Source organism: Cognatiluteimonas weifangensis (assembly GCF_003416885.1).
Classification (GTDB): Bacteria; Pseudomonadota; Gammaproteobacteria; order Xanthomonadales; family Xanthomonadaceae; genus Cognatiluteimonas; species Cognatiluteimonas weifangensis.
In genome coordinates this window covers 25,079-50,008 of record NZ_QVPD01000005.1, presented here as the reverse complement: position 1 = coordinate 50,008, position 24,930 = coordinate 25,079, and the positions used below count along the sequence as shown (strand labels likewise).

At 71.3% G+C, this 24,930-nt stretch carries 18 protein-coding genes; 8 read left to right on the top strand and 10 right to left on the bottom strand.

Features of this window, described 5'->3' with window-relative positions; translation table 11 throughout:
- Positions 1-6: 6 nt before the first annotated feature.
- Positions 7-681, bottom strand: coding sequence for a helix-turn-helix domain-containing protein (locus D0Y53_RS06285; RefSeq protein WP_158550592.1), 675 nt, complete (start codon positions 679-681; stop codon positions 7-9).
- A 240-nt stretch (positions 682-921) separates the two neighbouring features.
- Between D0Y53_RS06285 and D0Y53_RS06280 the strand changes: the two genes are divergently transcribed.
- Positions 922-1,830: a glycyl radical enzyme family protein gene (locus D0Y53_RS06280; RefSeq protein ID WP_117202367.1), complete on the top strand. Its 909-nt coding sequence runs from the start codon at positions 922-924 to the stop codon at positions 1,828-1,830.
- A gap of 112 nt (positions 1,831-1,942) precedes the next feature.
- Here D0Y53_RS06280 and D0Y53_RS06275 read toward each other — a convergent pair whose 3' ends face one another.
- Both D0Y53_RS06275 and D0Y53_RS06270 read right to left on the bottom strand, forming a co-directional pair.
- Positions 1,943-2,524 (bottom strand): sll1863 family stress response protein, encoded by a 582-nt coding sequence (locus D0Y53_RS06275; protein WP_117202366.1) that lies wholly within the window; start codon positions 2,522-2,524, stop codon positions 1,943-1,945.
- Positions 2,525-2,544: 20 nt separating this feature from the next.
- Entirely contained in the window at positions 2,545-2,988 is a 444-nt protein-coding gene (locus D0Y53_RS06270; protein WP_117202365.1) for an Hsp20/alpha crystallin family protein, read from the bottom strand.
- A 189-nt stretch (positions 2,989-3,177) separates the two neighbouring features.
- Between D0Y53_RS06270 and D0Y53_RS06265 the strand changes: the two genes are divergently transcribed.
- Positions 3,178-5,787 (top strand): cation-translocating P-type ATPase, encoded by a 2,610-nt coding sequence (locus D0Y53_RS06265; protein WP_117202364.1) that lies wholly within the window; start codon positions 3,178-3,180, stop codon positions 5,785-5,787.
- Here the strand turns inward: D0Y53_RS06265 and D0Y53_RS06260 are convergent.
- The 7 genes from D0Y53_RS06260 to D0Y53_RS06230 form a co-directional block, all read right to left on the bottom strand.
- Positions 5,760-7,181 (bottom strand): cryptochrome/photolyase family protein, encoded by a 1,422-nt coding sequence (locus D0Y53_RS06260; protein WP_117202363.1) that lies wholly within the window; start codon positions 7,179-7,181, stop codon positions 5,760-5,762. The genes D0Y53_RS06265 and D0Y53_RS06260 overlap by 28 nt on opposite strands.
- Positions 7,182-7,322: 141 nt before the next feature.
- Positions 7,323-8,930, bottom strand: a complete 1,608-nt coding sequence (locus D0Y53_RS13250; RefSeq protein ID WP_425477030.1) for a serine hydrolase — start codon at positions 8,928-8,930, stop codon at positions 7,323-7,325.
- Positions 8,931-9,033: 103 nt separating this feature from the next.
- Positions 9,034-10,620, bottom strand: a complete 1,587-nt coding sequence (locus D0Y53_RS06250; protein WP_117202362.1) for a serine hydrolase domain-containing protein — start codon at positions 10,618-10,620, stop codon at positions 9,034-9,036.
- Positions 10,617-11,858, bottom strand: a complete 1,242-nt coding sequence (locus tag D0Y53_RS06245) for a dipeptidase (protein ID WP_117202528.1) — start codon at positions 11,856-11,858, stop codon at positions 10,617-10,619. The genes D0Y53_RS06250 and D0Y53_RS06245 overlap by 4 nt, the downstream gene beginning before the upstream one ends.
- Positions 11,855-13,174 carry a diaminopimelate decarboxylase gene (lysA, locus tag D0Y53_RS06240; protein WP_117202361.1) on the bottom strand — a complete coding sequence of 440 codons (1,320 nt, stop codon included), beginning with the start codon at positions 13,172-13,174 and terminating at the stop codon, positions 11,855-11,857. Before lysA ends, D0Y53_RS06245 begins: the two co-directional genes overlap by 4 nt.
- Before the next feature lie 128 nt (positions 13,175-13,302).
- Positions 13,303-16,305, bottom strand: a complete 3,003-nt coding sequence (locus D0Y53_RS06235; RefSeq protein ID WP_117202360.1) for a TonB-dependent receptor — start codon at positions 16,303-16,305, stop codon at positions 13,303-13,305.
- A 61-nt stretch (positions 16,306-16,366) separates the two neighbouring features.
- On the bottom strand, positions 16,367-17,779 hold the full coding sequence (locus D0Y53_RS06230) for a transglutaminase-like domain-containing protein (RefSeq protein WP_233511680.1): 1,413 nt from the start codon (positions 17,777-17,779) through the stop codon (positions 16,367-16,369).
- Positions 17,780-18,106: 327 nt separating this feature from the next.
- Between D0Y53_RS06230 and D0Y53_RS06225 the strand changes: the two genes are divergently transcribed.
- The 6 genes from D0Y53_RS06225 to D0Y53_RS06200 all read left to right on the top strand — a co-directional run bounded on the left by D0Y53_RS06225 (position 18,107) and on the right by D0Y53_RS06200 (position 24,872).
- Positions 18,107-19,261, top strand: a complete 1,155-nt coding sequence (locus D0Y53_RS06225) for a DUF819 family protein (protein ID WP_117202358.1) — start codon at positions 18,107-18,109, stop codon at positions 19,259-19,261.
- A 22-nt stretch (positions 19,262-19,283) separates the two neighbouring features.
- Complete coding sequence (locus tag D0Y53_RS06220) at positions 19,284-20,696, top strand: C40 family peptidase (protein ID WP_117202357.1); 1,413 nt, start codon at positions 19,284-19,286, stop codon at positions 20,694-20,696.
- Positions 20,697-20,756: 60 nt separating this feature from the next.
- The gene (locus D0Y53_RS06215) at positions 20,757-21,866 is read left to right on the top strand and encodes a dipeptide epimerase (protein ID WP_117202356.1); all 1,110 of its coding nucleotides are present in this window, start codon (positions 20,757-20,759) and stop codon (positions 21,864-21,866) included.
- 1 nt (position 21,867) lies between these two features.
- Complete coding sequence (locus tag D0Y53_RS06210; protein ID WP_117202355.1) at positions 21,868-22,716, top strand: MurR/RpiR family transcriptional regulator; 849 nt, start codon at positions 21,868-21,870, stop codon at positions 22,714-22,716.
- A gap of 82 nt (positions 22,717-22,798) precedes the next feature.
- Complete coding sequence (locus tag D0Y53_RS06205) at positions 22,799-23,602, top strand: L,D-transpeptidase family protein (protein WP_233511679.1); 804 nt, start codon at positions 22,799-22,801, stop codon at positions 23,600-23,602.
- 22 nt (positions 23,603-23,624) lie between these two features.
- Complete coding sequence (locus D0Y53_RS06200; RefSeq protein WP_117202353.1) at positions 23,625-24,872, top strand: dicarboxylate/amino acid:cation symporter; 1,248 nt, start codon at positions 23,625-23,627, stop codon at positions 24,870-24,872.
- The last annotated feature ends 58 nt before the right edge of the window (positions 24,873-24,930 follow it).

Below are 24,930 nucleotides of genomic sequence, written 5' to 3'. Positions count from 1 at the left end.
GCCGCGCTACTGGTCGCCGGCCATCGCCGCCCGCAGGCCCGCGGCATCGGCAATCCGGATCTCGCGCCGCGCCACCTCGATCAGTCCGCGCGCCTGCAGCCGCGACAGCGCCCGGGTCACGGTTTCCAGCTGCAGCGCCAGGAAGTTGCCGAGCTCGGCGCGGGTCATGCGCAGCAGCAGGCAGCGCGCGCTGAACCCCATGCGCTCCAGTCGCGCGGCGAAATCCAGCAGGAACGCGATCACGCGCTGGTCGGCGCTGAGCGTGCCCAGCGCCAGCATCCAGCCCCAGTCGCGGCGGATCTCGCCGGCCAGCAGCGCGGTTAGCCGTTGCTGGAAGTCCGGCAGCAGCGCCTGCATCCGGCCCACCGGCAATTCCCAGACTTCGCCCACGTCCAGCGCGATCGCGTCGCAGGCGTGGGTGGGCATGTCCAGCGCATCGATGCCCAGCAGGTCGCCGCGCATGCGGAAGCCGGTGATCTTCTCGCGGCCGTCGGCGCTACCCACGCTGGTCTTGAAGAACCCGGCGTGGATCAGGTACAGCGCGTGCCGCGGTTGGCCCGCGCGGAACAGGTATTGCCGGGGCTTGAGCCGGCGCCGCAGCAAGGGCAGCTGCCGGACCAGTTCCTCCAGGTCCGGCGCGGGTGCGGAATCCAGGACCGGGGCGAAGTCGGCGTCCGCCAATGCGGCGCGAACGGGACTCGGGGCGGGCGACGGGGGCGGGAGGGCGAGAGCAGCATCCTGCATGGCAGCAACTCCGGAACCGGAACGCACACCCTAGCCGCACCCGCCGCGCGCACGATGTTGCCGCGGTAACCGACTGTAACGATCGGTAACCGGCACGCGGTCCTTGACGCCGATCAATATCGCCTGCCGGCACCGGTACAGGCTGGCCTCGTCCCGCGCGATGCCGAGGCCGCCCGCGTGCTCCCGATCACTTCCTTCACCGATCCCGTCGCCGTCGAAACCTGGGACGCATGCTTCCGCTGGCGCGACGGCGAGGCGTTGCGCGACGTCACCATCGACGCCACCTGGTGGCGCGTCGCCGAAGCCGTCGCCGCGGTGGAAGGCGCGCAGGCGCCGCTGTGGGCGCACCGCTTCGTCGATGCCTTCAGCCACTGGCGGCTGCTGCCCGACGAGCGCCTGCTGCGGGCGATCGGCACCAGCGACGGCTTGCGCGACCTGGAGACGCCGTCGGCGGTGGTCAACCTCGGCGCCTTCGTGCCGCCGTCCTGGGGCACGCCGCCGCGGTTCGACGGCGACCGTCTGGCCCTGACCGCGGCGCTGGCCGTGCGCCTGCTCGACGACGCGGTCCTGGCCTGCAATCCGTCGCCGACGGCGACCACGCTGCGGATCGGCGTGATCGGCTTGGCCAGCGCGCTGGATGCGCTGGGACTGCCCTATTACAGCGAGGCCGCGCACGAACTGGCCCGCACCATCGCCCGCACCCTGGCCGAGGGCTGCCTGCGCGGCTCGCTGGACCTGGCCGAGGAACGCGGCCCGCTGGCGTCTCCCAGGCCTTCCGCGGAGCAGGTCGCGCAGTGGCGCGAGCGCGGCATGCCGCGGCACCTGGTGCAGCGCGCGCAGCGGATCGGCCTGCGCCACCGCGCCCTCACCGCGATCGATCCGCACCCGATGCTGGCCCACCTCGCCAACCATGTCAGCGACGCCATCGACCCGCCCGCGGCGATGGCCGCGCCCGACACGATCGATGCCGCGCTGTTCGCGCAGTTCAAGATGCGCAGCGCGATGCAACTGTGGATCGATGCGGCGATCGACTATCGCTCGCGGCCTGCGCGCCGCGAGCCCGGCAGGCGGTTGCTGGTGCAGTGAAGAGGCGCCAATCGCGAACTGCGCGGACGTGCGGTTCGGACGCACCACCCGCGCCAGCCGCAGGCATCGTCTCCGTCGCGCGCGCGCCGGCCGCCGTCGCGCCGACACGCGGCTAACGCTCCTCCGGTTCCGGCTCCTGCGCATCGTCGGCCGGCGCATCCTCCGCGGGCGCGGGCGGCGGCTGCAGTTGCGCGCGCGCCCGGCGCAAGGCGCCGGCGAGCTCGCGGTAGCTGCGCACGAACCCGGCTTTCACCTCGTCCCAGGCCTCGCCCGAGTCGCGCTGCATGCCGTCGTACCACTGCGCCAGGTCGCCGCGACGCTGGCGCAGGTCCGCCAGCGCCTGCTGCGTGCGCAGCCGCGCCGAGGCGCCCATGCGCTCCCGGTCGCGGTCCGCCTGCGCCTGCAGGCGCTCGATGCGCTCGTCCATGGCCGCGCCCGCCTGCCGCGCACGGGCAATCGCTTCCTCGCGGCGCGCCAGCGAATAGTCGCGCAGCGCGGCAACCGCCTCGTCCATTTCCCGTTCCAGCCGCTGCCGCTGCGCCTGTTCCTGTGCCTGCTGCGGTTCCGCGACCTGCGGTTGCACTGCTGCTTGCGGTGCCGGCGCATCCTGCGCCCGCACCGCACCGCTCCAGGCCGTCTGCGCGCCGACCAGCGCCAGCAGGCATGCGCCGAGGCGTCGGCGACCGCCGTCCATGTCCCGAATCTCCGCCAGGCTCAGCTGACGGTGAGATGCCGCGAACCGTCGCCGGCCTTCTTCGGCAGGGTCAGCATCAGCACGCCGCCGTCGTAGTTGGCCTGCGCCTTGGTGCTGTCGACTTCGCTGGGCAGGGTGAATGCGCGATAGGCCTGGCCGCTGTAGCGTTCGCTGTACAGCTCCTTGCCCTTTTCCTGCGATTTCTCGCGGTTGACTTCGGCGCTGATGGTGACCTGGTTGCCTTCCACGGCGACGTCGATGTCGCTCTTCTTCAGGCCCGGCATGTCGACGTGGACGAAATAGTTCTTGTCGTCCTCGTTGACGTCCAGGCGCATGTCCAGCGCGCGTTCCTGGGTGCGGGTCAGCGTGGGCGACACGAAATTCCGGAACATGTCCTCGATGTCGGTGAACGGGTCGAGGCGGCTGAGCTGGCGGACGGGGTTCCAGCGGGTGGGCATGGCCATGGTGGGGTCTCCTGATCTGGCGTGGGGGTCGAGCGGTGGTCGACGCGGGCCGGCGGGATGCCGACGGAGCGAGCATGGCCCCGTCCCGGGCGCCGGTATTGACCGAGGTCAACGTCCGCGCGCGACGGGTTTGCTGATCCAGGTCAAGTCGCGGCTTTCGCGCGCCCTTCACGCTGCACGCAGGTTTCCATGCAACCGCCCATGCCCTCGCCGTCCGCCCCCGGGGAGACCGCAGGCCTGACCTCGGCCGAAGCGGCCGCGCGCCTGCGCCGCGACGGCGCCAACGTGCTGCCGGAAGCGCAGCGCCCGTCGCGCTGGGGGCTGGTGCTGCGGGTGCTGCGCGAACCGATGCTGTTGCTGCTGCTGGCGGCGGCGCTGGTGTACCTGCTGCTGGGCGACCCGCGCGAGGCCGCGATCCTCGGCGGCTCGGTGCTGCTGGTGATCGGCCTGACCGTGTACCAGGAGCAGAAGGCCGAACGCGCGCTGCAGGCGCTGCGCGACCTCAGCAGCCCGCGCGCGCGGGTCGTGCGCGACGGCCAGCCGCAGGTGCTGCCGGCGCGCGAAGTGGTGGTCGGCGACCTGTTGCTGGTCGAGGAAGGCGACCGCCTGGCCGCCGACGCGCGGGTGCTGGACGAGGTCGACCTGCACGTCGACGAATCGCTGCTGACCGGGGAATCGGTGCCGGTGCGCCGGCACGCGGACAGCGCCATGGCGCAGGACCTGCTGCACGCCAGCACCCTGGTGGTGCGCGGGCACGGCCGCGCGGCGGTGGTCGCCACCGGCGCGCGCACCGAGGTCGGCCGCATCGGTGTCGCGCTGCGCGACATCGGCAGCGAGACCACGCCGATGCAGCGCGAGATCCGCCGGGTGGTGGTGCTGTTCGCGTGGCTGTCGCTGGCGTCGTGCGTCGCCATGACCGTGCTGTTCGCATGGACCCGCGGCGGCTGGCTGGACGCGCTGCTGGCCGGCATCACCCTGGCGATCGCCAACATCCCGGAGGAATTCCCGGTGGTGCTGATGGTGTTCCTCGCCTTCGGCGCGTGGCGCATGGCGCAGCACGCGGCGCTGGTGCGGCGCACGCCGGCGATCGAGGCCCTGGGCGCGACCACGGTGCTGTGCACCGACAAGACCGGCACCCTGACCGAAAACCGGATGACGGTCGTCGAACTGGTCGTCGGCGGCGAGCGCGCCGCGCCGCAGGCCGCCGACAGCCTGCCGTTACGCACGCTGCTGCGGGACGCGGCGCTGGCCTGCCCGCGCGCCGGCCACGACCCGATGGAACACGCGCTGCTGGCGGCGGGCAGCCGCATCGGCGTCCCGGACCCGGCATGGCGGCTGCTGCGCGAATACCCGTTCTCGCCGGCGCGTCCGGCCGTGATCGCGGTCTGGGCGCACGGGCGCGAGCCGCTGCAGGTGGCCTGCAAGGGCGCGCCGGAAACCGTCGCCGACCTGTGCCGTCTGCCGCCGGACCGGCGCGCGGCGCTGCAGGCCGAGGTCGAGGCCATGGCCGCGCGCGGCCTGCGCGTGCTCGCCGTCGCCGCCGCGCACTGGCCCGCGCCGGCCGGCGGCGCGCCGGTGCTGCCGGAGTCGCCCTGCGGCTACGAGTTTTCCTGGCGCGGACTGGTCGGGTTCGCCGATCCGCTGCGCGCCGGGGTACCCGACGCCATCGCCCGCGCGCAGGCGGCGGGGATCCGCGTGGTGATGCTCACCGGCGACCACCCGGCGACCGCGCGCGCGATCGCCGGCAGCGCCGGCCTGGACGTGTCCGACGCGATCGTGCTGGGGCGCGAACTCGACGCCTGCGACGGCGAGCTGCCCGCGGCGGTGCTGCACGCGGAGGTGTTCGCGCGGGTGCGCCCGGAGCACAAGCTGCACCTGGTGCGCGCGCTCAAGCGCGATGGCCAGGTGGTGGCGATGACCGGCGACGGCGTCAACGACGCGCCGGCGCTGAAAGCCGCGCACGTGGGCATCGCGATGGGCGGGCGCGGCACCGACGTCGCCCGCGAGGCGGCGGCGATCGTGCTGCTGGACGACAACTTCGTGACCGTGGTGGACGCGGTGCGCCTGGGCCGCACCATCTACGACAACATCCGCCGCGCGGTGCGCTACATCCTGGCGGTGCACGTGCCGATCACCGGCCTGGCGCTGCTGCCGCTGCTGACCGGCGAGCCGCTGCTGCTGTTGCCGCTGCACGTGGTGTTCCTGGAACTGATCATCGATCCGGCCTGCTCGATCGTGTTCGAACGCGAGCCCGCGGCCGCGGACCTGATGCGCCGGCCGCCGCGGCCGCAGGGCCAGCGCCTGCTCGACCTGCCCAGCCTGTTCGGCAGCCTCGGCCACGGCGCGGTGATGTTCGCCGTGGTCGTCGCCATCCACGCGCTGGCCACCGCGCGCGCGCTGCCGCACGCGCAGGTGAGCGCGCTGGCCTTCACCGCGCTGGTGGCCGGCAATCTCGGGCTGATCGCGCTGTACCGTTCCGGCGCCTCGGCCTGGGACGCGCTGCGGCAGCGCAACGTGGCCTTCTGGATTGTCGGCGGGGCTGCGCTGGCGGTGCTGTGCACGGTGACCCTGCTGCCGGGACCGGCGCGGTGGTTCGGGTTCCAGCCGCCCCCCGGCGAGATCTGGCTGCCGGCGCTGCTGGCGCCGCTGCTGGTCGCGGTGGCGCTGCGCATCGTGCGCGACTGGTTGCCGCGGCGCGGCGCGCGCGGATCGCGGGCGCGCGCGGCGACGGTCGCCACCGCAGCCGGGCGCGCCCGCGCCGGGGAAGCGGATCAACCGCGGACGCCGCCTTCGGCATAGGCGGCCAGCGCCGCCGCGCGGCCGGCCGCGAGGTCGACGATCGGGCGCGGATAACGCCCGGCGGTGGCCGCCGGATCGCGCCACGGCTCGTGCCGCAGCGCCGCCGGCAATGCCGCCAGCTCCGGGACCCAGCGCGCGATGTAGGCGCCCTGCGGATCGAACCGGCGCGCCTGCAGCACCGGATTAAACACGCGGAAATACGGCGCCGCGTCCACCCCGGTGCCGGCGACCCACTGCCAGCCCAGCGTGTTGTTGGCCAAGTCGGCGTCCACCAGCGTGTCCCAGAACCAGCGCGCGCCATGCAGCCAGTGCACGCGCAGGTGCTTGCTCAGCAGGCTGGCCACCAGCATGCGCACGCGGTTGTGCATCCAGCCCGTCGCCCACAGCTCGCGCAGCCCGGCATCCACGATCGGGATCCCGGTGCGCCCGCGCTGCCACGCCCGCAGCAGCCGCGCCGCGGGCTCGGCCCAGCGGAAAGCGTCGAAGCGCGGATTGAAGTTGCGCTGCGGCGTGTGCGGAAAGTGGTGCAGCACATGGTGCGCGAACTCGCGCCAGCCCAGCTGGCGGACGAAGGCGGGCAGCGCGGCCGCCGCGGCGCCCTCGGCCTGCGCCAGCACATGGACGACGCGCCAGGGCGCGATCTCGCCGAAGTGCAGGTGCGCGGACAGGCGCGAGCTCCCGGGCAGGTCGGGCCGGTCGCGGGCGAGCGGATACCCGGCCAGCGCGTCCGTGCCGAAGCGCACCAGCGCGGCCTGCGCGCCGGCCTCGCCGGGGCGCCCGTGGTCCCAGAAACCGCGGTCCCAGCCGCGTGCCGGCGCCAGCCCCAGCGCCTCCAGCGCCACGCCCGGCGGCGGCATCGCATCGCCGGCGGCCGGCACCGCCAGCGTCGCGGGCGCCGCGACGCAGGCCTGCGGCCGCCAGCGCGCCAGCGCCGCACGCCAGAACGGGGTGAACACCCGATACGGATCGCCGGCCACGGTGGCCAGCTCCCACGGCTCGAACAACAGGCTGCCGTTGCAGCTCTCCGCACGCAGGCCCTGTGCGCGCAAGGCACGCCCGATCCGCGCGTCGCGCTGCTCGACCGCCGGCTCGTAACGCCGGTTCCAGAACACCGCTTCGGCGCCGGTCGCCGCGGCCACGGCCTGCAGCGTGTCCAGGCTCGGGCCGCGATACAGGTGCAGGCGCGAGCCGCGGGCGCGCAGGTCCGCATCCAGCGCCATCAGGGACCGTTGCCGCCAGGCGTCCGAGGCGGCCCCCGGCGGCCATTCGCCCTCCTCTTCCGGCGCATGCACGTACACCGGCACCGGGGCCAGCCCCGCGCGCAGCGCGGCCTGCAGTGCCGGGTTGTCCGCCAGCCGCAGATCGTTGCGGAACCAGACCAGCGCGACGGACATGGATGGCAGGCTCCTGCGACTGCGGAAGACGATCGCAGGCGCAGCATCGCGCGATCCGGCGATCCGCCCGTACGGCGCGGATGGCCTGGCTGCGTGCCGATGGTACAGGCGGCGCCTCCGGCTGCAGCCGGCCCGCGCGCGTCAGGGCGTCAGGAACAGCTCCCCCACCGCCAGCGCCGTGCGATAGGGTTCCGGGTCGTCGCGGTTGCTGAGCAGGATCACGGTCAGACGCTGTCGCGGCCAGCGCACGATCACGTTGCGGAAGCCGATGGTTTCGCCGGAATGCCACAGCGTGTCGCCGGTGATCCGCCAGCCGAACCCGTACCCCGCTTCGTAGGGCTCGCCGACCACCCGCACCTGCGGCGCGAACGCGAGCGCGCGCGAGGTATCGTCGAGCAGGCGGTCGTCGTACAACGCCGCGTCCCAGCGCGCGAGGTCGTCGATGGATGCGTAGATGCCGCCATCGCCGAGCACCGCGCTGGTCGGGCTCTGGTCGGTGCGCTGCCAGCGCCCGTCGATCTGGCTGTAGCCGAAGGCGCGGTGCGGCGGCGCCGGCCCGCCGGCGACGTAGGCCAGGCTGTCGTGCATGCCCAGCGGCGCGAAGATGCGGGTGCGCAGGAAATCCGGATACGGCATCGCCGAAGCGCGCTCCACCACCAGCGCCAGCAGCGCGTAGCCGCCGTTGCTGTAGCGGTAGGCCGAACCGGGCGGGAAGTACAGCCGGTCTTCGCGCTCCAGCAGCGCGAGCACGCCGGCGTCGCGGATCTGGCCCGGCCAGTCCGCGCCCATCAGGTCCTCGTAGTCGATCAGGCCGGAGGTGTGGGTGAGCAGCTGGCGCAGGGTGATCGCGGCGGCGGCCGGCGGCAGCGACGGCAACCACTTGCGCACCGGATCGTCGAGGCCGAGCCGGCCGTCCTGCGCCAGCAGCAGGATCGCGGCGGCAGTGAACTGCTTGCTGACCGAGGCCAGGCGGTAGGTCGTGGCCGGGCCGGCTTCGACGCCCGCCTCCAGGTCGGAACGGCCGTACCCGCGGCGCACCAGCGCCTCGCCGTCGCGGAGCACGAGCAGCGCAGCGCCGGGCACGTCGCCCTCGTAGCGCTGCATCAGACGGTCGATCCGGGCCTGCGGCATCGGCGCCTCCGAAGCGGTGACGGGAACATCGTAGAGGACGCCGGGCGCGGGTTCCGGCTGCAGCGTGTAGTGCCACCACTCCAGCGGATAGTTGGCGAAGCCCTGCGCCGCCATCGCGTCGAGCAGCTGCCGGCGGTTGGCATGCTGCGCCGCGGTCGCCTGCGGCGAAGCGGTGTTGGCGCGCGTGCCGAAATAGTCGAAGTCGGTGCCCATGTCCAGCGGCCGGCAGTCCGCATCCTGCGCGTCGCACTGCAGCAGGGTGAGGTCGACGGTGGCGCCGCGGCTGTGCCCGGAAACCGGCGCGATGTAGGCGCCGAGCAGCTGCGACTTGTCCAGGTCCGGGTAATGCGCCGCCTTGGTGCGCTGGTCGGCCGGATCCCCGGCCCAGCGCACGAAATGCGCCACCGCGCGCGCCGGCCGGTAGCAGTCGAACACGCGCAGGCGCTGGTGGCGCGCACGCAACGCATGCTCTACCCGGGCCAGCGCTGCGGCCGCTTCGCGCTTGAGATAGCAGCGCGGCGCGGCGTAGCCGTCCACCGGCGCGCCGACGAAGTTGTCGCGGCCGGCGTAGGCGATCTGCTGCGACAGGTCGGGCACCAGGCTGCGGACATCGACCATCCCCGCCTGCTCCATGGTGGTGGCCGGCGACAGCAGCGGCGCGTCCGCGGCCGTCGCCACGCCGCCCGCGATCAGCAGCAACGCCGCGACGCCGGCACGGACGCTAGTCACAGTCGCCCACCCGGACGAACGCGAGGTCCTCGTAATCGGAGCTGAAATCGCCCTGCGGATCGAGCTTGGCCATGCGCAGGGTGCGCGCATCGCCGCTGCCGGCGAATTCCAGCCAGGCGTCGAGGTCGACCGCGACGTCGTCCCAGTGCAGCAGGTAGCGCCCGCCCAGCTCGCCGATCGTGCCGTGCATCTTCGGCGACTTCGCCGAGCGCCATTCCACGCCATCGCCCCGCGGGCAGATGCGGACATCGCCGAACCACGGATCGCGCCAGAGGCCGAGCCAGGGCTGCAGCCGGGCCGCGGCAACCGGCTTGCGCGCAGCGATGTCCGGGACCGGCGCCGGCTGCGCTGCAGCCGCCGGCGACGGAGCGGCCGGCCGCTCGACGGCATCGGCAAAATTATCGAAGCCGCGCTCGTCGTCGGGCTGGGTGAACAGCTTGAGCAGCACCTCGCCGAGCACCGTGCGCGCGGTGCCGCCGTCGCCGTTGATCATGAACACGAAGCCGGACTGCCGGTCCGGCAACAGCATCATCATCGAGTACATGCCGCCGAGCGTGCCGGTGTGCGAGACGGTCCATTCGCCGTCGGCGTCGGCGACCCGGAAGCCGTAGGCGTAGGCGTAGTAATGGGTGTCGTCCATCTCGCGGCGGAACTGCGAAATCGGCATCGGCGTGCGCGCCTTCCACAGCTCCGCGCGCTGCTGCGGGCCCAGCCACCGCAGCTGCGCCGGCGTCGGCGCCAGCCAGTTGCGGGCCCAGGCGAGCATGTCGTCCAGGCCGCAGCGGATGCCGCCGGCCGCGGCCGAGGTGATCGCCGGAACCACGGCGCCGTCCTCGCGCATGACCACGTTGCCCTCGCCCTCGCGCCGGTGCGGCTGGGCGAGGCTGCCGGCGTCGGCGCGGGAAAACTCGCCGACGCGGCAGCCGCCCAGGCCCAGCGGCGCGAACAGCTCGCGTCGCACCAGCTCCTCGTAGGAGGCGCCGCCCGCGGCCGCGGCCACTTCGCCGGCGACCACGTACAGCAGGTTGTCGTAGGCGTAGCCGGCGCGGAACCCGTAGGCCGGCTTGATGTGGCGCAGGCCATGGACGATGTCGGCGCGGGTGAACAGGTTCGGCTCCGGCCACAGCATCAGGTCGCCGCCGCCTTCGGGCAGGCCGCTGTTGTGCACCAGCAGGTCGCCCACGGTCATGTGCCGCGTCACCCAGGGATCGTGCATCGCGAAGTCCGGCAGGTACTTCGTCACCGGGTCGTCCCAGCGCAGCTTGCCGGCCTGCACCAGCCGCGCCAGCACGCTGGCGGTCATCGCCTTGCTGTTGGAGGCGATCTTGAACAGCGTCTTCGTGGTCACCGGATCGCCGGAGCCGGCGACGGTCTCGCCGAAGCCGCGCGCGTAGACGACCTGGCCGTCCTCGATCACGCCCACGGCGATGCCGGGCAGGCGGTAGCGGGCGATCGCGGCTTCGACCGCCTCGTCCACCAGGTACGCCGGCGCGCGTTGCGCCGGCCCCGGCGCGGGGCTGGTTCCGGCAGCGGCCGTGCCCGCGGCCAGCAGTAGCGCCAGTACGAGCAGGCGGCTCATGGCGCGTCCCCGGGCCCGCGCGCGGCCGCGTCGATCGCCGCCTGCCACACCCGCAGCAGATTGCCGCTCCAGAGCTTGTCGATATCGGCCTCGCCGAAGCCGCGCGCACGCAGCCCGGCGGTGACGTTGCGCGTTTGCGAGGCATCCATCCAGCCGGTGATGCCGCCGCCGCCGTCGAAGTCCGAGGCGATGCCGACGTGGTCGATGCCCGCCACCTGCACCATGTGCGCGATGTGGTCGAGATAATCGTCCAGCGTCGCCAGCGGATACTGCTGCTGGATCCGCGCCATGCCTGCGGCCATCGCCGGCAGGCCGTCGTGCCTGTCGCTGTCGTATTCGGCATCGCCGGCCTGGCGCGCGACCTGCGCCTGCAGCGCTTTCTCGGCGGCGGCGCGGCCGGGGTCGTGCTTGAGGAATTCCTTGTAGGCCACGGCCTGGATCACGCCGCCCTTGGCGGCGATGGCGCGCAGCAGGGCGTCGGGCAGGTTGCGCGGGTGCTCGACCAGCGCCCGCGCCGAGGAATGCGAGGCGATGATCGGTGCCTGCGAGGCCGCCAGCGCATCGCGCACGCACGCGTCCGAGGCGTGCGAGACGTCCACCAGCATCCCCAGCGCATTGGCGCGCGCGACCGCGGCGCGGCCGAAGTCGCTCATGCCCGCGTCGTCCGGGCTGCCCATCGCCGGCTCGCCGTGCTCGGTGTCCGGCATCGAGCTGCTGCACAGGTCGTTGTTGCCGACGTGCACCAGCCCCAGGTAACGCGCGCCGCGGGCGTAGGCGGCGTCCAGGCGCGCCAGGTCGTGGCCGAGCGAGTAGCCGTTCTCGATCCCGATCAGCGCCGACAGCACGCCGCGGGCATGGTTGTCGCGCACCTGCTGCGGCGTGGTCGCGGCGCGGATGCGGTCCGGATAACGCTGCAGCATCGATTCGATCGCCGAGTACTTGCGCTCGGCCTGGGCCACGGCGTCGGCGTACCCGGCCGGCGTCAGCGGCCCCTGGCCGACGTAGATCACGAAGAACGCGGCGTCCAGCCCGCCGCGTTCCATCTTGCCCAGGTCCACCTGCAGCGCGCTGTCGCCACCGACGTCGAAGCGCGGCGCGCGCATGTAGTCCGACGGGATGTCGACGTGGGTGTCCAGCGTCAACGGTACGTCCCGGCCGGCGGCCGGGGCGTGCGCGCAACCGGCGAGCAGCGTCGCCAGCAGCGCGACCGCGGCGATCCGGCCCGCGGATCCTGTCATGTCCATTGCCACTCCCCCGGCGAGCGTTCGCCCGCAACCATTTCCTGCAGCGTCTGCCGCCGTCGCACCACGACGTGGCGGCCGTCGTCGACCAGCACCTCGGCGGCCAGCGGCCGCGAGTTGTAGGTCGATGCCATCGACGCACCATAGGCACCGGTGGCGGCGATTGCCAGCAGGTCGCCGGCCTCGCAGCGCGGCAGGGTGCGCGCGAGCGCGAAAGTGTCGCCGGTTTCGCACACCGGGCCGACCACGTCGTAGGCCACGATCTCGCGTCCGCCGTTGTCGCCCAGCCGCACGATGTCGTGCCAGGCGTCGTACAGGCTGGGCCGCAGCAGGTCGTTCATGGCCGCGTCGACCACCAGGAAATCGCGCTGCTCGCCGTGCTTGGTCAGCAGCGCGCGGGTCAGCAGCAGGCCGGCCTCGGCCACCAGCCAGCGGCCGGGCTCGAGCACGAGGAGGCCCTCGTAGCCGGCCAGGGCGGCGCGGATCTCGGCGACGTAGGCGGTCGCCGCCGGCGCCTGTTCGCCCGCGCGGTAGCGCACGCCGAGGCCACCGCCGACATCGATGCTGGCGACGCGGTGACCGGCGCCCTCCAGCTCGCGCCAGAAACGCGCCAGCCGCCGCAACGCCTCGCGGATCGGCGCCAGTTGCAGGATCTGGGAACCGATGTGCATGTGCAGCCCGTCCAGGCGCACGTGCGGGCGCTGCGCCGCGGACTCGAACCAGGACCGCGCCTCGGCGATCGACACCCCGAACTTGTTCTCCGACTTGCCGGTGGAGATCTTGGCGTGGGTGTGCGCGTCGACGTCCGGATTGATCCGCGCCGCCGCGCGCGCGACGGTGCCGCGCGCCTGCGCCAGCCGCTGCAGCAGGTCGAGCTCGGCGCGCGACTCGACATTGAAGCGGGCGATGCCGGCGTCCAGCGCCTGCACGATCTCGTCCTCGCGCTTGCCGACCCCGGAAAACACGATTTTCTCCGGCGCGATGCCGGCGCGCAGCGCACGCCACAACTCGCCGCCGGACACGATGTCGGCGCCGGCGCCCTGCTCCGCCAGCAGCCGCAGGATCGCGCCGTTGCTGTTGGCCTTGACCGCGTAGCAGACCAGCGCATCCAGGCCCTGCAGGGCCGCCTGCAGGCTGGCCATGCGTTGCCGGATCGCGGTCGCCGAGTACACGTGCAACGGCGTGCCCTCGCGCGCCGCCAGCGCCTGCAGGTCGACGCCCTCGACGGTTGCGGCCGTGCGCGCGCCGCCCTCGCCCGCGCCGGGGTCGCCGGTTTCGGCGCGGGGGTGGTTGTTCTGCGGATCCAGGGTCATCGCCTCGCCATGCCATCGGCGGCGGTGCCGCTGCCGGCATCGCGCGCAAGAGGACGGCGCATGCGCCGTCCGTGGTCGTTGCCCGAAAAAAGCGGCGGCCCGTCGTCAACGGGCCGCCGAGGGGGGCATCAGAAGTTGTAGGTCACGACCAGCTGCATGTAACGCGGCGCCTGCCAGACCGTGCCTTCCCCGAAGTAGGGCCGCTTGTTGCCGGGAGTGCTCTCGTAGCGAGAATGCACGTTGAGCATCGCCTGGCTGTTGAACAGGTTGTAGACGGACAGGCGCGCTTTCAGGTCAACGTCCTGGAACGGCGTGAACGTCACGTTGAGGCCCATGTCCTTGACCCACGGGAGGCGACCGAAGGCGCCACGTTCGGTGTAGATGAACTGCCTTGTCGTCCAGTTGCCATCGCAGCCCGACTCGCACAACCAACCCGAGCCGCCGCCGCTGAATTCGCTGGAACCACCCGCCGCGCGGTTGTCGTTGGGCCAGCGCACGCCGAAGGCGGTGATGGGTCCACCGGAAATCGCCGACAGCGTGGCACCGAACAGCCACATGTCGTTGAGCTTGTAGCTGCCGCGCAGCTTGATCTGGTGACGGTGGTCGTTGAACAGCACGCCATAGCGCTCGTTGACGGCCGGATGATCGTAGAACTGCACCAGGTTGGTGTCGTTGTAACCCGTATCCGAATTCACCGGGCCCTCGATATTGCCCTCGGACTTGGACCAGATGTAGCTGGCGTTGAACGCCCACTTGTCGTCCCAGGCCCGATCCAGCTGGAACTCCACCGCCTTGTAGGTGCGCTTCGGCCTCTTGTAACCCATGACCGCGCCGCTGCCGGACGCCTCATAGCCATCCACGGAGCTGTCGAAGGTCACCCACTTGCCTTCGTTTTCGCACCACAGAGTGTTGGTCTCGCCCGGATTGATGATCGGGAACCCGGATGCCGAGTCGTCCCAGAAGTAGCTGGGGCAGTCAGCGATGTGGTTGATGCGCGTGTCTTCCACCGCGCGATTCAGTTCGCGGTAAGTCGCGTTGATGCCATACGACCAGGCCTGGTTGATCGCCTGCTGGAAGCCTAGGATGAATTCGTCCTGGTAGACCTGCTTCAAGTCGCGGGCGACCTCGATGCGAACATCGTCGGGCGCGGGCACGTTGCCGTCGGTATTGACCGGGCCGATCTGCGCTCCGAGGTTCGGAAGCAGGTAAGTGCCCGCAACCGGATGCTCCAACACGGTAAAGCCGTCGAGCACGTAATAGGTGTGCTCGTCCGTGGTGCCGCCGCCGAAGTAATCGGTGAGCTTGTTGGTCAGCGGGATGTAGTAGCGGCCCGCATTACCGAACAGCTTGGTCGTGCCGTCGCCCTTCACGTCCCAGCTGAAACCAAAGCGCGGGGAGATCATGTCGCTGAAATCGGCTTGAGCGAAGGTCGCGCCCGAGGCCAGCTTGTTGTGGAACTTATCGGCGCGCAGGCCGATGTTCAACAGCAGGTTCGGGGTGACGTTCCAGTTGTCTTCGATATAGATGGCTTGCGCCTCGGTCGAGACCGGAGTGCCTGTGACCTTGTGGCGTGCATCCACGTATGCGGTTACGCCGGCGGGAACATCCGCGCCGTTGGAGAGCTCCCGATCCGTTTCGTCGGCGTCGATGCCGAGCAGCGTGTAGCTCACGCCGTCGCCCGGATAGCGGCTCGCGCTGTCGGAGTCCATCACTTCCCGGTCCAGGCCGAAGCGCAGCAGGTGGTCGCCGAGCGTCCATTCGAAGTCCAGGCGTGCAGCCTCGCGCTCGTCGAAGCGGGCATTGATGCCGCCGTCGGTCGGGTGGCAGCCTTCCGGCGTGGTTTCGTCGCCGAACATCGCGGTATAGGTGCTGTCGCGGACCACGATGCTGCAATCCGGGTCCTGCGCACTGCTGTTGGCGGCGCTGCGTTTGTTCACCCCATACAGCGCCTTTACCACGAAGTTGTCGGACAGGTGGCCGGTATAGGTGAGCGACCAGTTGTTGCCGCCAGAGTTCGCGATGCTGTCGCCCTTCAGCCTGCCGAGCGAATCCGTGTCCCATGTGTAGGTGTAGATATCGGTCGTCGATTCGGCCTTGTCGGAGAAGGCCAGGAATTCCAGCAGGTGGTTGTCGTTGATGCGCCAATCCAGCTTGGTGCCCCAGAAGTGGTCGGGGCTGCGGGTGTAGAAGGCATCGTTCGTGTCGATGTCCCGCGAGTTGGCATCGCGCGCCTCGTACATCGCGAAGAAGAACAGCTTGTCCTTCACCAGGGGGCCGGATGCCCAGAGGTTGGTCTTGAAGAACGAGCCGTCGTCGCGGCTGGTACGATCGCGCTCGTCCACGGTGCCATCGTGGTGGAAGTGGTCGTCCCGGGCCCAATTCCAGACCGACGGCTCCCATGTCAGCTGCACGCCGGCATGGAATTCGTTGCCGCCGGATCGCGTCACGGCGTTGATGACGCCACCGGTACTGCGCCCGAATTCGGCCGAGTAACCACCGGTCTTGACCTGGAATTCCTGGAAGAAATTGAACGGCACCGTCGAGAAGCCTTGGCGACGATACGGATCGGTCACGTCCAGGCCATTGATGTAGACGGCGTTCTCCGCCACCGACGAGCCACCGAAGGTGAGGCCGCCGAAGGTGGCACCGGACGACACCACGCCGGGCGCCAGCAGGGCGACCGAGCCGAGGCTCTGGTCCACCGGTAGCCGCGCCAATTCCTCGCGGGTGACATTGGTGGCCGATTCCGTCGAAAAGACGTCGACGCGATTGACGACGCGCGAACCCACCACCTGCACGGTGTCCAGGTTCACCGTACCTTCGCTGGTCAGGTTCACCGAGGTCGTGCCGCCCAGCGAGACGGTCACGGCGACCGGCTCGGCGTCACCTGCCGAAAGGCTGTACTGGCCCGGCGGCAGTTGGCCGATGCGGTAACTGCCGTCCGAGTCGACCGTGACCGTGCGGCTGGCGCCGCTCGCGATATTGGTGACCGTCACCTGAGTACCAGCTGCGGCCTGGCCCGCGATCGCACCGGTGGCGCTCTGCGCCAGCACCGGCGCCGCGAGCGACGAAAGGCACATCCCCATGGCGATGCAAAGCACGGACTTGCGCAAATTCCGGGTATTGCTCATTTCCTCTCCCCCAAACGGTGCACGTGGTTGTGTGTGATGTGGTTGCCGCCGAAAAAACCGTTCAATGCCGGCCGCTGCCGTCGACCGGCGTCGATAGCAATTGCCAGGCGAAGTCGTAGTCCCACTGGTCGAAATACAGGTTGCCGCCGTCCCACTCGGCCTCGCCGCGCTGCAGGTCGACGGTCTCGGAGCGGAAATGGGTCTTCGCCGGCAGCAGCGGCCGGCTGTAGTCGTCGTTGAAGGCGATGCGGTAGGCATCCAGACCGCCCAGGTAGAAGCCTGCGACGGCCGGGTCGGTGTCGTCCAGCCTGCCGAAGGTCACGTCCATCGGAATCCAGCCGTAGGGCGCGATGTACAGCTGTCCCCAGTCGTGCAGGTTCCAGTAGGCGTCGTCGGCCGCGGCGCTGTCGCCGTAATGCATCATCCCCGACTGCCAGCGCGCGGGGATGCCGTTGAGCCGCAGCAGCGCGATCAGCAGCAGGGTCTGCTGGCCGCAGTCGGCGTGGCCGGCGTGCAGCGCGTAGTCGCTGATGTTGGAGATCGTGGAGTATTCGCGGGCGCCGGCCCACGGGATCGCGTCGACCGCGGCGTAGAGCTTCTGCGCGATCCGCCAGGGGTTGGTCTCCGCGCCCACGACCCTGCGCGAGAACGCGCGCAGGTCGTCGGTGAACACCACATGCGGCGCGCGCTGCGCCACGAACGGCGCCAGCTCCGGGGTGATGCCCGCAGCCACGACCCGGTCCGGGTCGATGTCGAAGCGGCGGGCGCTGACGGTGACGTCGTAGGTCACCGAGAACGCGGTCGGCTTGCCCGCGACGGCCGGCTGCTCCAGGTACACGGTGCGCTGCAGCGCCGATTCGGGCGCGATGCGGTGCGCCGCCGGCGCGCTGGCGACCAGGCGGATGTCCTGCTGCTGGCCCGGAATGGCGCGCGGGTACGGGATCCAGGCGCGCACGGTCTCGCCGGCCGGCACCGCGTCGGCGTCCACCGTCAGCGACTGGGTGACGCGCAGGCGGCGCGGCAGCACGCTGTCGGCCTGCGCGGCGCGCGCGGCGGCGACCACGGCGCGGTGGTGCGCATGCGCGCTCTCCAGCGGACTGTCGGTGAAGGGCGTCGGTTGCGCGCGCCGCGCCCGCGCCTGCGCGCTCAGGCGGAACAGGTTGCCGGGCGCACGATTGAAGTACAGGCGCCGGCCATCGATGTCCATGCGCTCGAGCAGCCCGGCGGCGTCCCACTGCGCGAATTCGTCATCGCGCAGGTCGGGGATCTGCTTGCGCACGCGCGCCTTGACCGCGTCGGCATCCAGGGTGAAGTCGAGCCGGATCCGGCGCATGCGCTCGCGCTGGAAGCGCAAGGCGTCGCCCGTCGCGGAGGGCTGCGCCGCGGTCAGCGCCTGCGCGATCGCCGCTTCGGCGCCCGCGAAATCCCCGGCGTCGATCCGCGCGATCACGGCACCGAGCGTCGCGTCATCCACGGCCGATGCATCCGCCGCGGCCTCGCTCGCGCCCGCAACCGTCACGTCCACCGGCACGGCGAGGCCGCGGCCCGTCAGTGCGAGCAGCAACAGCGGCGCGCACAGGCTCCATCGGCGCTGCCGCACCGACCTTGCCACGACAGGGGCTGGCACCGCATCCACCCACATTTCCCCAGCGAATCAGCCAATGGATGGCTGTGTAACATGGCCGTGGATGCTGGTCAATAATTTATTCTTTTCGTGTATGTTAGAGGAATCAGCTATTCCGCACTGCACCAAATTGCACTGCCTCCGCCGCCTGCAGGCGAGGATGTTCCAGGGGACACGATGATCCAGACGGTCTGGCCTTATCTCGCGGTGCTGCTGCTGGTCGCCGGCATCTTTCCGGCGCTGGAGCGGCGCACCGGCTGGAAGCTGTTCGCGGTGTTCCCGCCGATCGTGCTGGTGTACCTGTCGGTAACGGCGCTGGCGGTGCTCGGCCTGTGGCAGGTCACGCCGGCGATCCAGACCTCGCAGAAGTTGCTGATCGCGCAACTGATCCCGGCGCTGCTGTTCCTGCTGATGATCAACTGCGACCTGCGCGCGATCTTCGCGCTCGGGCCGCGGGTGCTGGCGGTGTTCTTCTGCACCACGCTCAGCCTGTTCGTCGGCTTCGTCGTCACCTACCTGGCATTCCGCCAGCTGCTTCCGGCCGGCGATGGCTGGCAGCCGCTGGCCGCGGTCAGCGGCAGCTGGGTCGGCGGCAGCGCCAACATGGTGGCGGTCAAGCAGGCGATCGGGATGTCCGACGACGCCCTGGCACTGGCGCTGCTGACCGACGCGATCTGCTACTCGATGTGGGTCGCGATCCTGTTTTCCACCGCGCGGCTGGCGCCGGCGTTCAACCGTTTCACCCGCGCCCGCTCCAGCGCCGACCTGGTGGTCGCGCAACCGCGCACGACCGGCCCGGCGAGTGCCGACGCGGTGCTGCTGTGGCTGGGGCTGGCGGCGCTGGCGACGGTCGTTTCGACGGAGCTGGCCACGCTGCTGCCGACCTCGGACATGGTCGGCGCCACCACCTGGACGATCCTGATCGCCACCGGTCTGGGCCTGGTCGCGGCGCATACCCCGCTGGCGCGCTTCTCCGGCGCCGGCCCGATCTCCGGGGCGCTGCTGATCTTCGTGGTCGCGGTGATGGCCTCGCAGAGCAACTTCTCCGGCATCGCCACCGCGCCGCTGTACCTGCTGTGCGGGGTGTGCATCATCGCCATCCACGCGCTGCTGATGCTGCTGGCCGCGCGGCTGTTCCATTTCGACCTGTACCTGTGCGGGATCTCCTCGCTGGCGCACATCGGCGGCGTGGCCGCGGCGCCGATCCTGGCGGCGACGTACTCGGCGGTGCTGGTGCCGGTCGCGATCCTGCTGGCGTTGCTCGGCTATATCCTTGGCACCGGTTTCGGCCTGTTGATGGCCACGGTGCTGTCGTCCCTGGCGCCGGTCTGAGGCCCTGTCCGAGGTGCATCGCATGCGAATTCCGTTCCCCACCATCGTTGCCGTACTGGCCCTGGCGCTGCTGGTGCCGCCGCCGGCGGGCGCCGCGCAGACGCAAGCGTCGGCAGCGACGACGGTGCCGGCCAGCGGCGTGATCGGCGTCGAAGAGGCCTACCTGTCGCCGGAGTTCTGGGTGGCGCGGCTGGCCGCGCCCGACGCCGTGGTCCTGGACACTGCCGCGATCGCGGCGCAGAACGCCCGGCTGCTGCGCCTGGACGATTCCATGCACGACCTGCGCGCGCTGCCCGCGCGCCTGGATCGCGCCCGGGTCGCCGGCTGGATCCAGGCGCTGGCGCAGCGCCCCGCGCAGCCGCTGTACGACGTCGACGGCCAGCCGGTCGCCGCGGCCACGCTCGACGCGATCCTCGCCAACCGCGCCCTCGACGCGATCCCGGCGCGGCAGGACACCCGCTACGGCATGGTGCTGCAGCGGGCCGCGCTGCGCGCCTTCCCCACCGACCTGCGGGTGTTCAGCCGCGACGGCGACACCGACATCGACCGCTTCCAGGAAAGCGCGCTGTTCCCCGGCACCCCGGTGGCCATCGTCCACGCGAGCGGCGACGGCCAGTGGCTGTTCGTGGTCAGCGAGCGCTATGCGGCCTGGATCCAGCGGGAGGCCGTCGCCGAAGGCGCCCGCGACGCCGTGTTCGCGCATGCCGACCGGACCCCCTACCGCATCGTCACCGGCGCCAAGCCGCGCACCGTGTTCACCCGCGAGCAGCCGCAACTGTCGGAACTGCAGCTGGACATGGGCGTGCGCATGCCCCTCGCCGACGTGCCGCCGGACCAGCCGGTCAACGGCCAGCATCCCTACACCTCGTGGGTGCTGGAGCTGCCGCTGCGCAACCCCGACGGCAGCCTCGGCTTCGCCCCGGCGCTGCTGCCCAGGACCGCCGACACCGCCGCCGACTACCTGCCGCTGACCCGGGCCAACCTCCTCCGCCAGGCCTTCAAGTTCCTCGGCGAGCGCTACGGCTGGGGCCACTCGTACAACGGGCGCGACTGCAGCGGCTTCGTCTCCGACGTCTACCGCAGCATGGGCGTGCAGCTGCCGCGCAACACCAGCGACCAGTCGGTGAGTCCGGCGCTGAACCGCATCCACTTCGCGCCGTCCGACGGCCGCGACAAGCGCATGGCCGCGCTCGCCGCATTGCAGGTCGGCGACCTGGTCTACATCCCCGGCCACGTGATGATGGTGGCGGGCCGCATCGGCGACGAGCCCTACGTGATCCACGACACCAGCGGCGGCAGCTACCTGGGCGCCGACGGCGAGCTGCGTTCCATGCACCTCAACGGTGTCTCGCTGACGCCGCTGACGCCGCTGATGTTCAACGCCACGCAAAGCTACGTCGACCGCATCACCAACATCGTCCGCATCCGTCCCTGAGCACCGAAAGGAAGCCCGGCTCGCCATGAAGATTTCGTCCACCCCCCGGAAGTCCGCCGCATGAAGATCACCGGCATCAGGTTCGGCATGCTGCGCGTGCCGTTGAAGACCCCGTTCAAGACCGCGCTGCGCACCGTCGAGCAGGTCGAGGACATCGTGGTCATGGTGCACACCGACAGCGGCCAGGTCGGCTACGGCGAGGCGCCGGCCACCGCGGTGATCACCGGCGACACCCACGGCTCGATCGTGGAAGCGATCCGCCGCTACATCGCCCCGCGCCTGATCGGCATGGATATCGCCGACCTCAACCGCATCACCGGGCTGATCCAGGGCGCGATGGAGAAGAACTCCAGCGCCAAGGCCGCGGTCGAGATCGCGATCTACGACCTCTGGGGCCAGCTCTACGGCGCGCCGCTGTACCAGCTGCTGGGCGGCGGCGACCCGGTGATCACCACCGACATCACCATCAGCGTGGACTACATCGACAAGATGGTGGCCGATTCGATCGCCGCGGTGGAGCGCGGCTTCGAATCGCTGAAGATCAAGGTCGGCAAGGACATCGGCGTCGACATCGAGCGGGTCAAGGCGATCTACGCCGCGGTCGAGGGCCGCGCGCTGCTGCGACTGGACGCCAACCAGGGCTGGACCGCCAAGCAGGCGGTGTACGCACTGCAGACGCTGGAGGAGGCCGGGGTCAAGCTGGAGCTGGTCGAGCAGCCGGTCAAGGCGCACGACATGGAGGGCATGCGCTACGTCACCGAGCGCGTGCACACGCCGATCATGGCCGACGAGAGCGTGTTCGGCCCGATGGAGGTGATCGAGCTGATCCGGATGCGCGCGGCCGACATCATCAACATCAAGCTGATGAAGACCGGCGGCATCTCCAACGCGGTCAAGATCGCCGACATCGCCGGCATGCACGGCATCGACTGCATGATCGGCTGCATGCTGGAGACCAGCATCAGCGTGGCGGCGGCGGTGCACCTGGCGGTGGCCAAGGCCGGCGTGATCACCAAGGTCGACCTCGACGGACCCTCGCTGTGCGCGACCAACCCGGTCGACGGCGGGGTGATCTTCAACGAGTCGGAGATCTCGGTCACCGACGCGCCGGGCCTGGGGATCCGCGAGATCCGCGGCCTGGAACTGCTGGCCGAGCCCAAAGCCGCCTGACATGAGCGCGCTGGTCAAGATCCGCGCCGAACGCGACCGCATGTCGGCGATCGAGCGCCGCATCGCCGACTTCGTGCTGGAGAACGCCCAGCTGCTGCGCGACTACTCCTCGCAGCACTTGGCCAACGCGCTCGGGATCAGCCAGTCCAGCGTGGTCAAGTTCTGCCAGAAGCTCGGCTTCAAGGGTTACCCGGACCTGAAGTTCTCGATCGGCGAGGCGCTGGTGCGCGCCGACAACGGCCAGGCGACGGCGGGCGCGGAAGCCGCCGAGAGCGACCGCAAGAGCACCCTGGCCGGCAGCCTGTGGCGGCGCAAGTCCGAAGCCGAGGAAGCGACCCGGCTGATCAACCCGCCCGACGCGATCGACGCCGTGGCCGCGGCCATCGGCCATGCCGGCAAGGTGTTCATCATCGGTCTGGGCGAGGACGACATCCACGCCCGCGCCTTCGCCCAGAAGCTGTCGCTGCTGGGCATCCTGGCGGTGCACAACTTCGACCCCGCGCACATGACCGCGAGCATGTCCGTCGCCGGTCCCGGCGACGTGCTGCTGGTGTTTTCCGAGCACGGCAAGCAGTCGGCGCTGTGCCAGATCTGCCGCTATTTCCGCGAGCAGCAGGGCAAGGTGATCACGGTGACCCGGCACACCTCCAACGCGCTGCGCGCGCACGCCGACATCGCCCTGCTGGTGTCGGCGCACGACGAGCGCGCGCACATCGAGCCGCTGCTGTACCACTCGGCGCTGCAGCACCTGCTCGACGGCGTGTTCGTGCTGCTGTGCGAGGCCGACGACGGGCGCAACGCGCGCCTGCAGGCCAACCTGGAGCGGCTGCAGCCGCTGCTGGAGCCATGAGCGCATGCCGCGCACCGCTACGGCGGCCAGCGGCCGCGCATGCGGCGATCGGGTAACGGGACGGACCTGTCAGGAGCACGCCATGTCGATTCGCCGCCATCTCCGCGCCCTGCCCTGGCTGTCCATGCTCGCCGCGATCGCCGCGACCACCGCGCTCGCCGGCTGCGCGCACCGGCCCGCCGCCACGGCCGAATCGCTGCGCTGGCAGCAGGCGCAACAGCTGGTGCTGGTCACCACCGCCGACTGGGACAGCCCCCGCGGCGAGCTGCGCACCTACGCGCGCGCGGACGACGGCAGCTGGCGTGCCGCCGCGCCGCCGCAGCCGGTGACGATCGGCCGCGCCGGCGCGGCCTGGGGCATCGGCCTGCACGACATCCCGGCCGGCGACACCGGCCCGGTCAAGCGCGAGGGCGACGGCCGCAGCCCGGCCGGCGCGTTCGCGATCGGCGAGGCGTTCGGCTATGCGCCCAGCGCCGCCACCGCCCTGCCCTACGCGGCGATGGGCGCGTCGGACTACTGCATCGACGTCAGCGGCTCGCCGTACTACAACCGCATCGTCGACGCCGCCGCGGTCGGCGCGGAGGCGGTACGCGGCTCCACCGAGCCGATGCGCCGCGACCTGCATGCCGACGGCGACCAGCGCTATCGCCTGGGCTTCGTGATCGAGCACAACCCGCGCGGCGCGGCGCAGGCCGGCAGCTGCATCTTCGGCCACCTGTGGCAGACCCCGGACACCGCCACCGCCGGCTGCACCGCAATGGCGCCGGCGACCATGCAGGCGCTGCTGGCGTGGCTGGACCCGCGGGCGCAGCCGCTGTTCGTGTTGCTGCCCGCCGCCGAATACCGCCGCCTGCAGACCGCCTGGCGGCTGCCGCGACTGCCCTGACCGCCCCCGCCCCGGAGCCCGCATGAGCGCCACCGCCCGCATCCTCACCGGCCTCGCCGCCGGCGCCGTCATCGGCCTGCTGCTGGCCTGGCTGGATCCCGCGCTCGGAGTGCGCGCGGCCGACCTGGTTCAGCCCTTCGGCAAGCTCTGGCTCAACGCCCTGCAGATGACGGTGGTGCCGCTGGTGCTGGCGCTGGTGATCGTGGGCGTCAATACCGCCAGCGATGCGGCCAGCTCCGGCCGGGTCGCGCGGCGCGCGATCCTGGTGTTCCTGACGATCCTGTCCGGGGTGGCGGCGTTCACCGCGCTGGTGGCGCCGCTGGCGCTGTCGCTGGTGCCGCGCGATCCCGGCCTGGCCGCGGCCCTGCACGGCGCCTCCGACGGCGCGCCCGCGGCCACCGCGCCCGCCGGCTGGGCCGATGCGCTGACCGCGATCGTCCCCAGCAACGCGATCGCCGCCGCCGCGCAGAGCGCGATGCTGCCGCTGGTGGTGTTCGCCCTGTTCTTCGGCTTCGCCCTGACCCGGATCGGCGCCGACCACCGCGCGAAGATGGTCGATTTCTTCCAGGCGATCGCCGACGCGATGATCGTGGTCGTGCGCTGGGTGCTGTGGGCGGCGCCCGCGGGCGTGTTCGCCCTGATCCTGGCGGTGTGCGCGCGCTCCGGGTTGAGCATGCTCAGCGCGCTGGGGGTGTACATCCTGCTGGAATGCCTGCTGTACCTGGCGGCCACGGCGATGATGCTGCCGCTGGCGGTACTGTGGGGCGGCGAGCGCCTGCGCCACTTCCTCGCCGGGCTGGTGCCGGCGCAGGTGGTCGCGGCCAGCACCCAGTCCTCGCTGGCCTCGCTGCCGGCGATGCTGCAGAGCGCCGACCGCCACCTGGGCTATCCGCCGCAGGTCGCCTCGCTGGTGCTGCCGATGGCGGTATCGCTGTTCCGCATCGCCAGCCCGATCCAGTACCTGGCCTCGGCCTGCTTCATCGCCTGGGCCTTCGGCGTCGACCTCAGCGCCGCGCAGCTGGCCACCGGCGCCGCGCTGGCGGTGGTGATCAGCCTGGGTTCGGTGGGGCTGCCGGGACAGGTCAGCTTCATGGCCACCAACCTGCCGGTGACCCAGGCGATGGGCCTGCCGGTCGGCCCGCTGGGCCTGCTGCTGGCGGTGGACACGATCCCGGACGTGTTCGCCACCGTCGGCAACGTCAGCGCCGACCTCACCGCCACCAGCATCGTCGCGCGGCAGTCGCGCGGGGACGCGGTGGCCACGCCGTAGGGCCCGGCCCCGGGGGCCGGCGCGGGGGCGGCGCGATTGGCCTGCCGAGCCGCGCCCA

What these genes read in the sequence shown, in the direction of transcription:
- D0Y53_RS06275 (WP_117202366.1), bottom strand. Translation starts at nt 2,524, where the DNA reads ATGGACGGCGGTCGCCGACGCCTCGGCGCATGCCTGCTGGCGCTGGTC.
- D0Y53_RS06270 (WP_117202365.1), bottom strand. Translation starts at nt 2,988, where the DNA reads ATGGCCATGCCCACCCGCTGGAACCCCGTCCGCCAGCTCAGCCGCCTC.
- D0Y53_RS06265 (WP_117202364.1), top strand. Translation starts at nt 3,178, where the DNA reads ATGCAACCGCCCATGCCCTCGCCGTCCGCCCCCGGGGAGACCGCAGGC.
- D0Y53_RS06260 (WP_117202363.1), bottom strand. Translation starts at nt 7,181, where the DNA reads ATGTCCGTCGCGCTGGTCTGGTTCCGCAACGATCTGCGGCTGGCGGAC.
- D0Y53_RS13250 (WP_425477030.1), bottom strand. Translation starts at nt 8,930, where the DNA reads ATGGTCGATGTCCGCAGCCTGGTGCCCGACCTGTCGCAGCAGATCGCC.
- D0Y53_RS06250 (WP_117202362.1), bottom strand. Translation starts at nt 10,620, where the DNA reads ATGAGCCGCCTGCTCGTACTGGCGCTACTGCTGGCCGCGGGCACGGCC.
- D0Y53_RS06245 (WP_117202528.1), bottom strand. Translation starts at nt 11,858, where the DNA reads ATGACAGGATCCGCGGGCCGGATCGCCGCGGTCGCGCTGCTGGCGACG.
- lysA (WP_117202361.1), bottom strand. Translation starts at nt 13,174, where the DNA reads ATGACCCTGGATCCGCAGAACAACCACCCCCGCGCCGAAACCGGCGAC.
- D0Y53_RS06235 (WP_117202360.1), bottom strand. Translation starts at nt 16,305, where the DNA reads ATGAGCAATACCCGGAATTTGCGCAAGTCCGTGCTTTGCATCGCCATG.
- D0Y53_RS06225 (WP_117202358.1), top strand. Translation starts at nt 18,107, where the DNA reads ATGATCCAGACGGTCTGGCCTTATCTCGCGGTGCTGCTGCTGGTCGCC.
- D0Y53_RS06220 (WP_117202357.1), top strand. Translation starts at nt 19,284, where the DNA reads ATGCGAATTCCGTTCCCCACCATCGTTGCCGTACTGGCCCTGGCGCTG.
- D0Y53_RS06215 (WP_117202356.1), top strand. Translation starts at nt 20,757, where the DNA reads ATGAAGATCACCGGCATCAGGTTCGGCATGCTGCGCGTGCCGTTGAAG.
- D0Y53_RS06210 (WP_117202355.1), top strand. Translation starts at nt 21,868, where the DNA reads ATGAGCGCGCTGGTCAAGATCCGCGCCGAACGCGACCGCATGTCGGCG.
- D0Y53_RS06205 (WP_233511679.1), top strand. Translation starts at nt 22,799, where the DNA reads ATGTCGATTCGCCGCCATCTCCGCGCCCTGCCCTGGCTGTCCATGCTC.
- D0Y53_RS06200 (WP_117202353.1), top strand. Translation starts at nt 23,625, where the DNA reads ATGAGCGCCACCGCCCGCATCCTCACCGGCCTCGCCGCCGGCGCCGTC.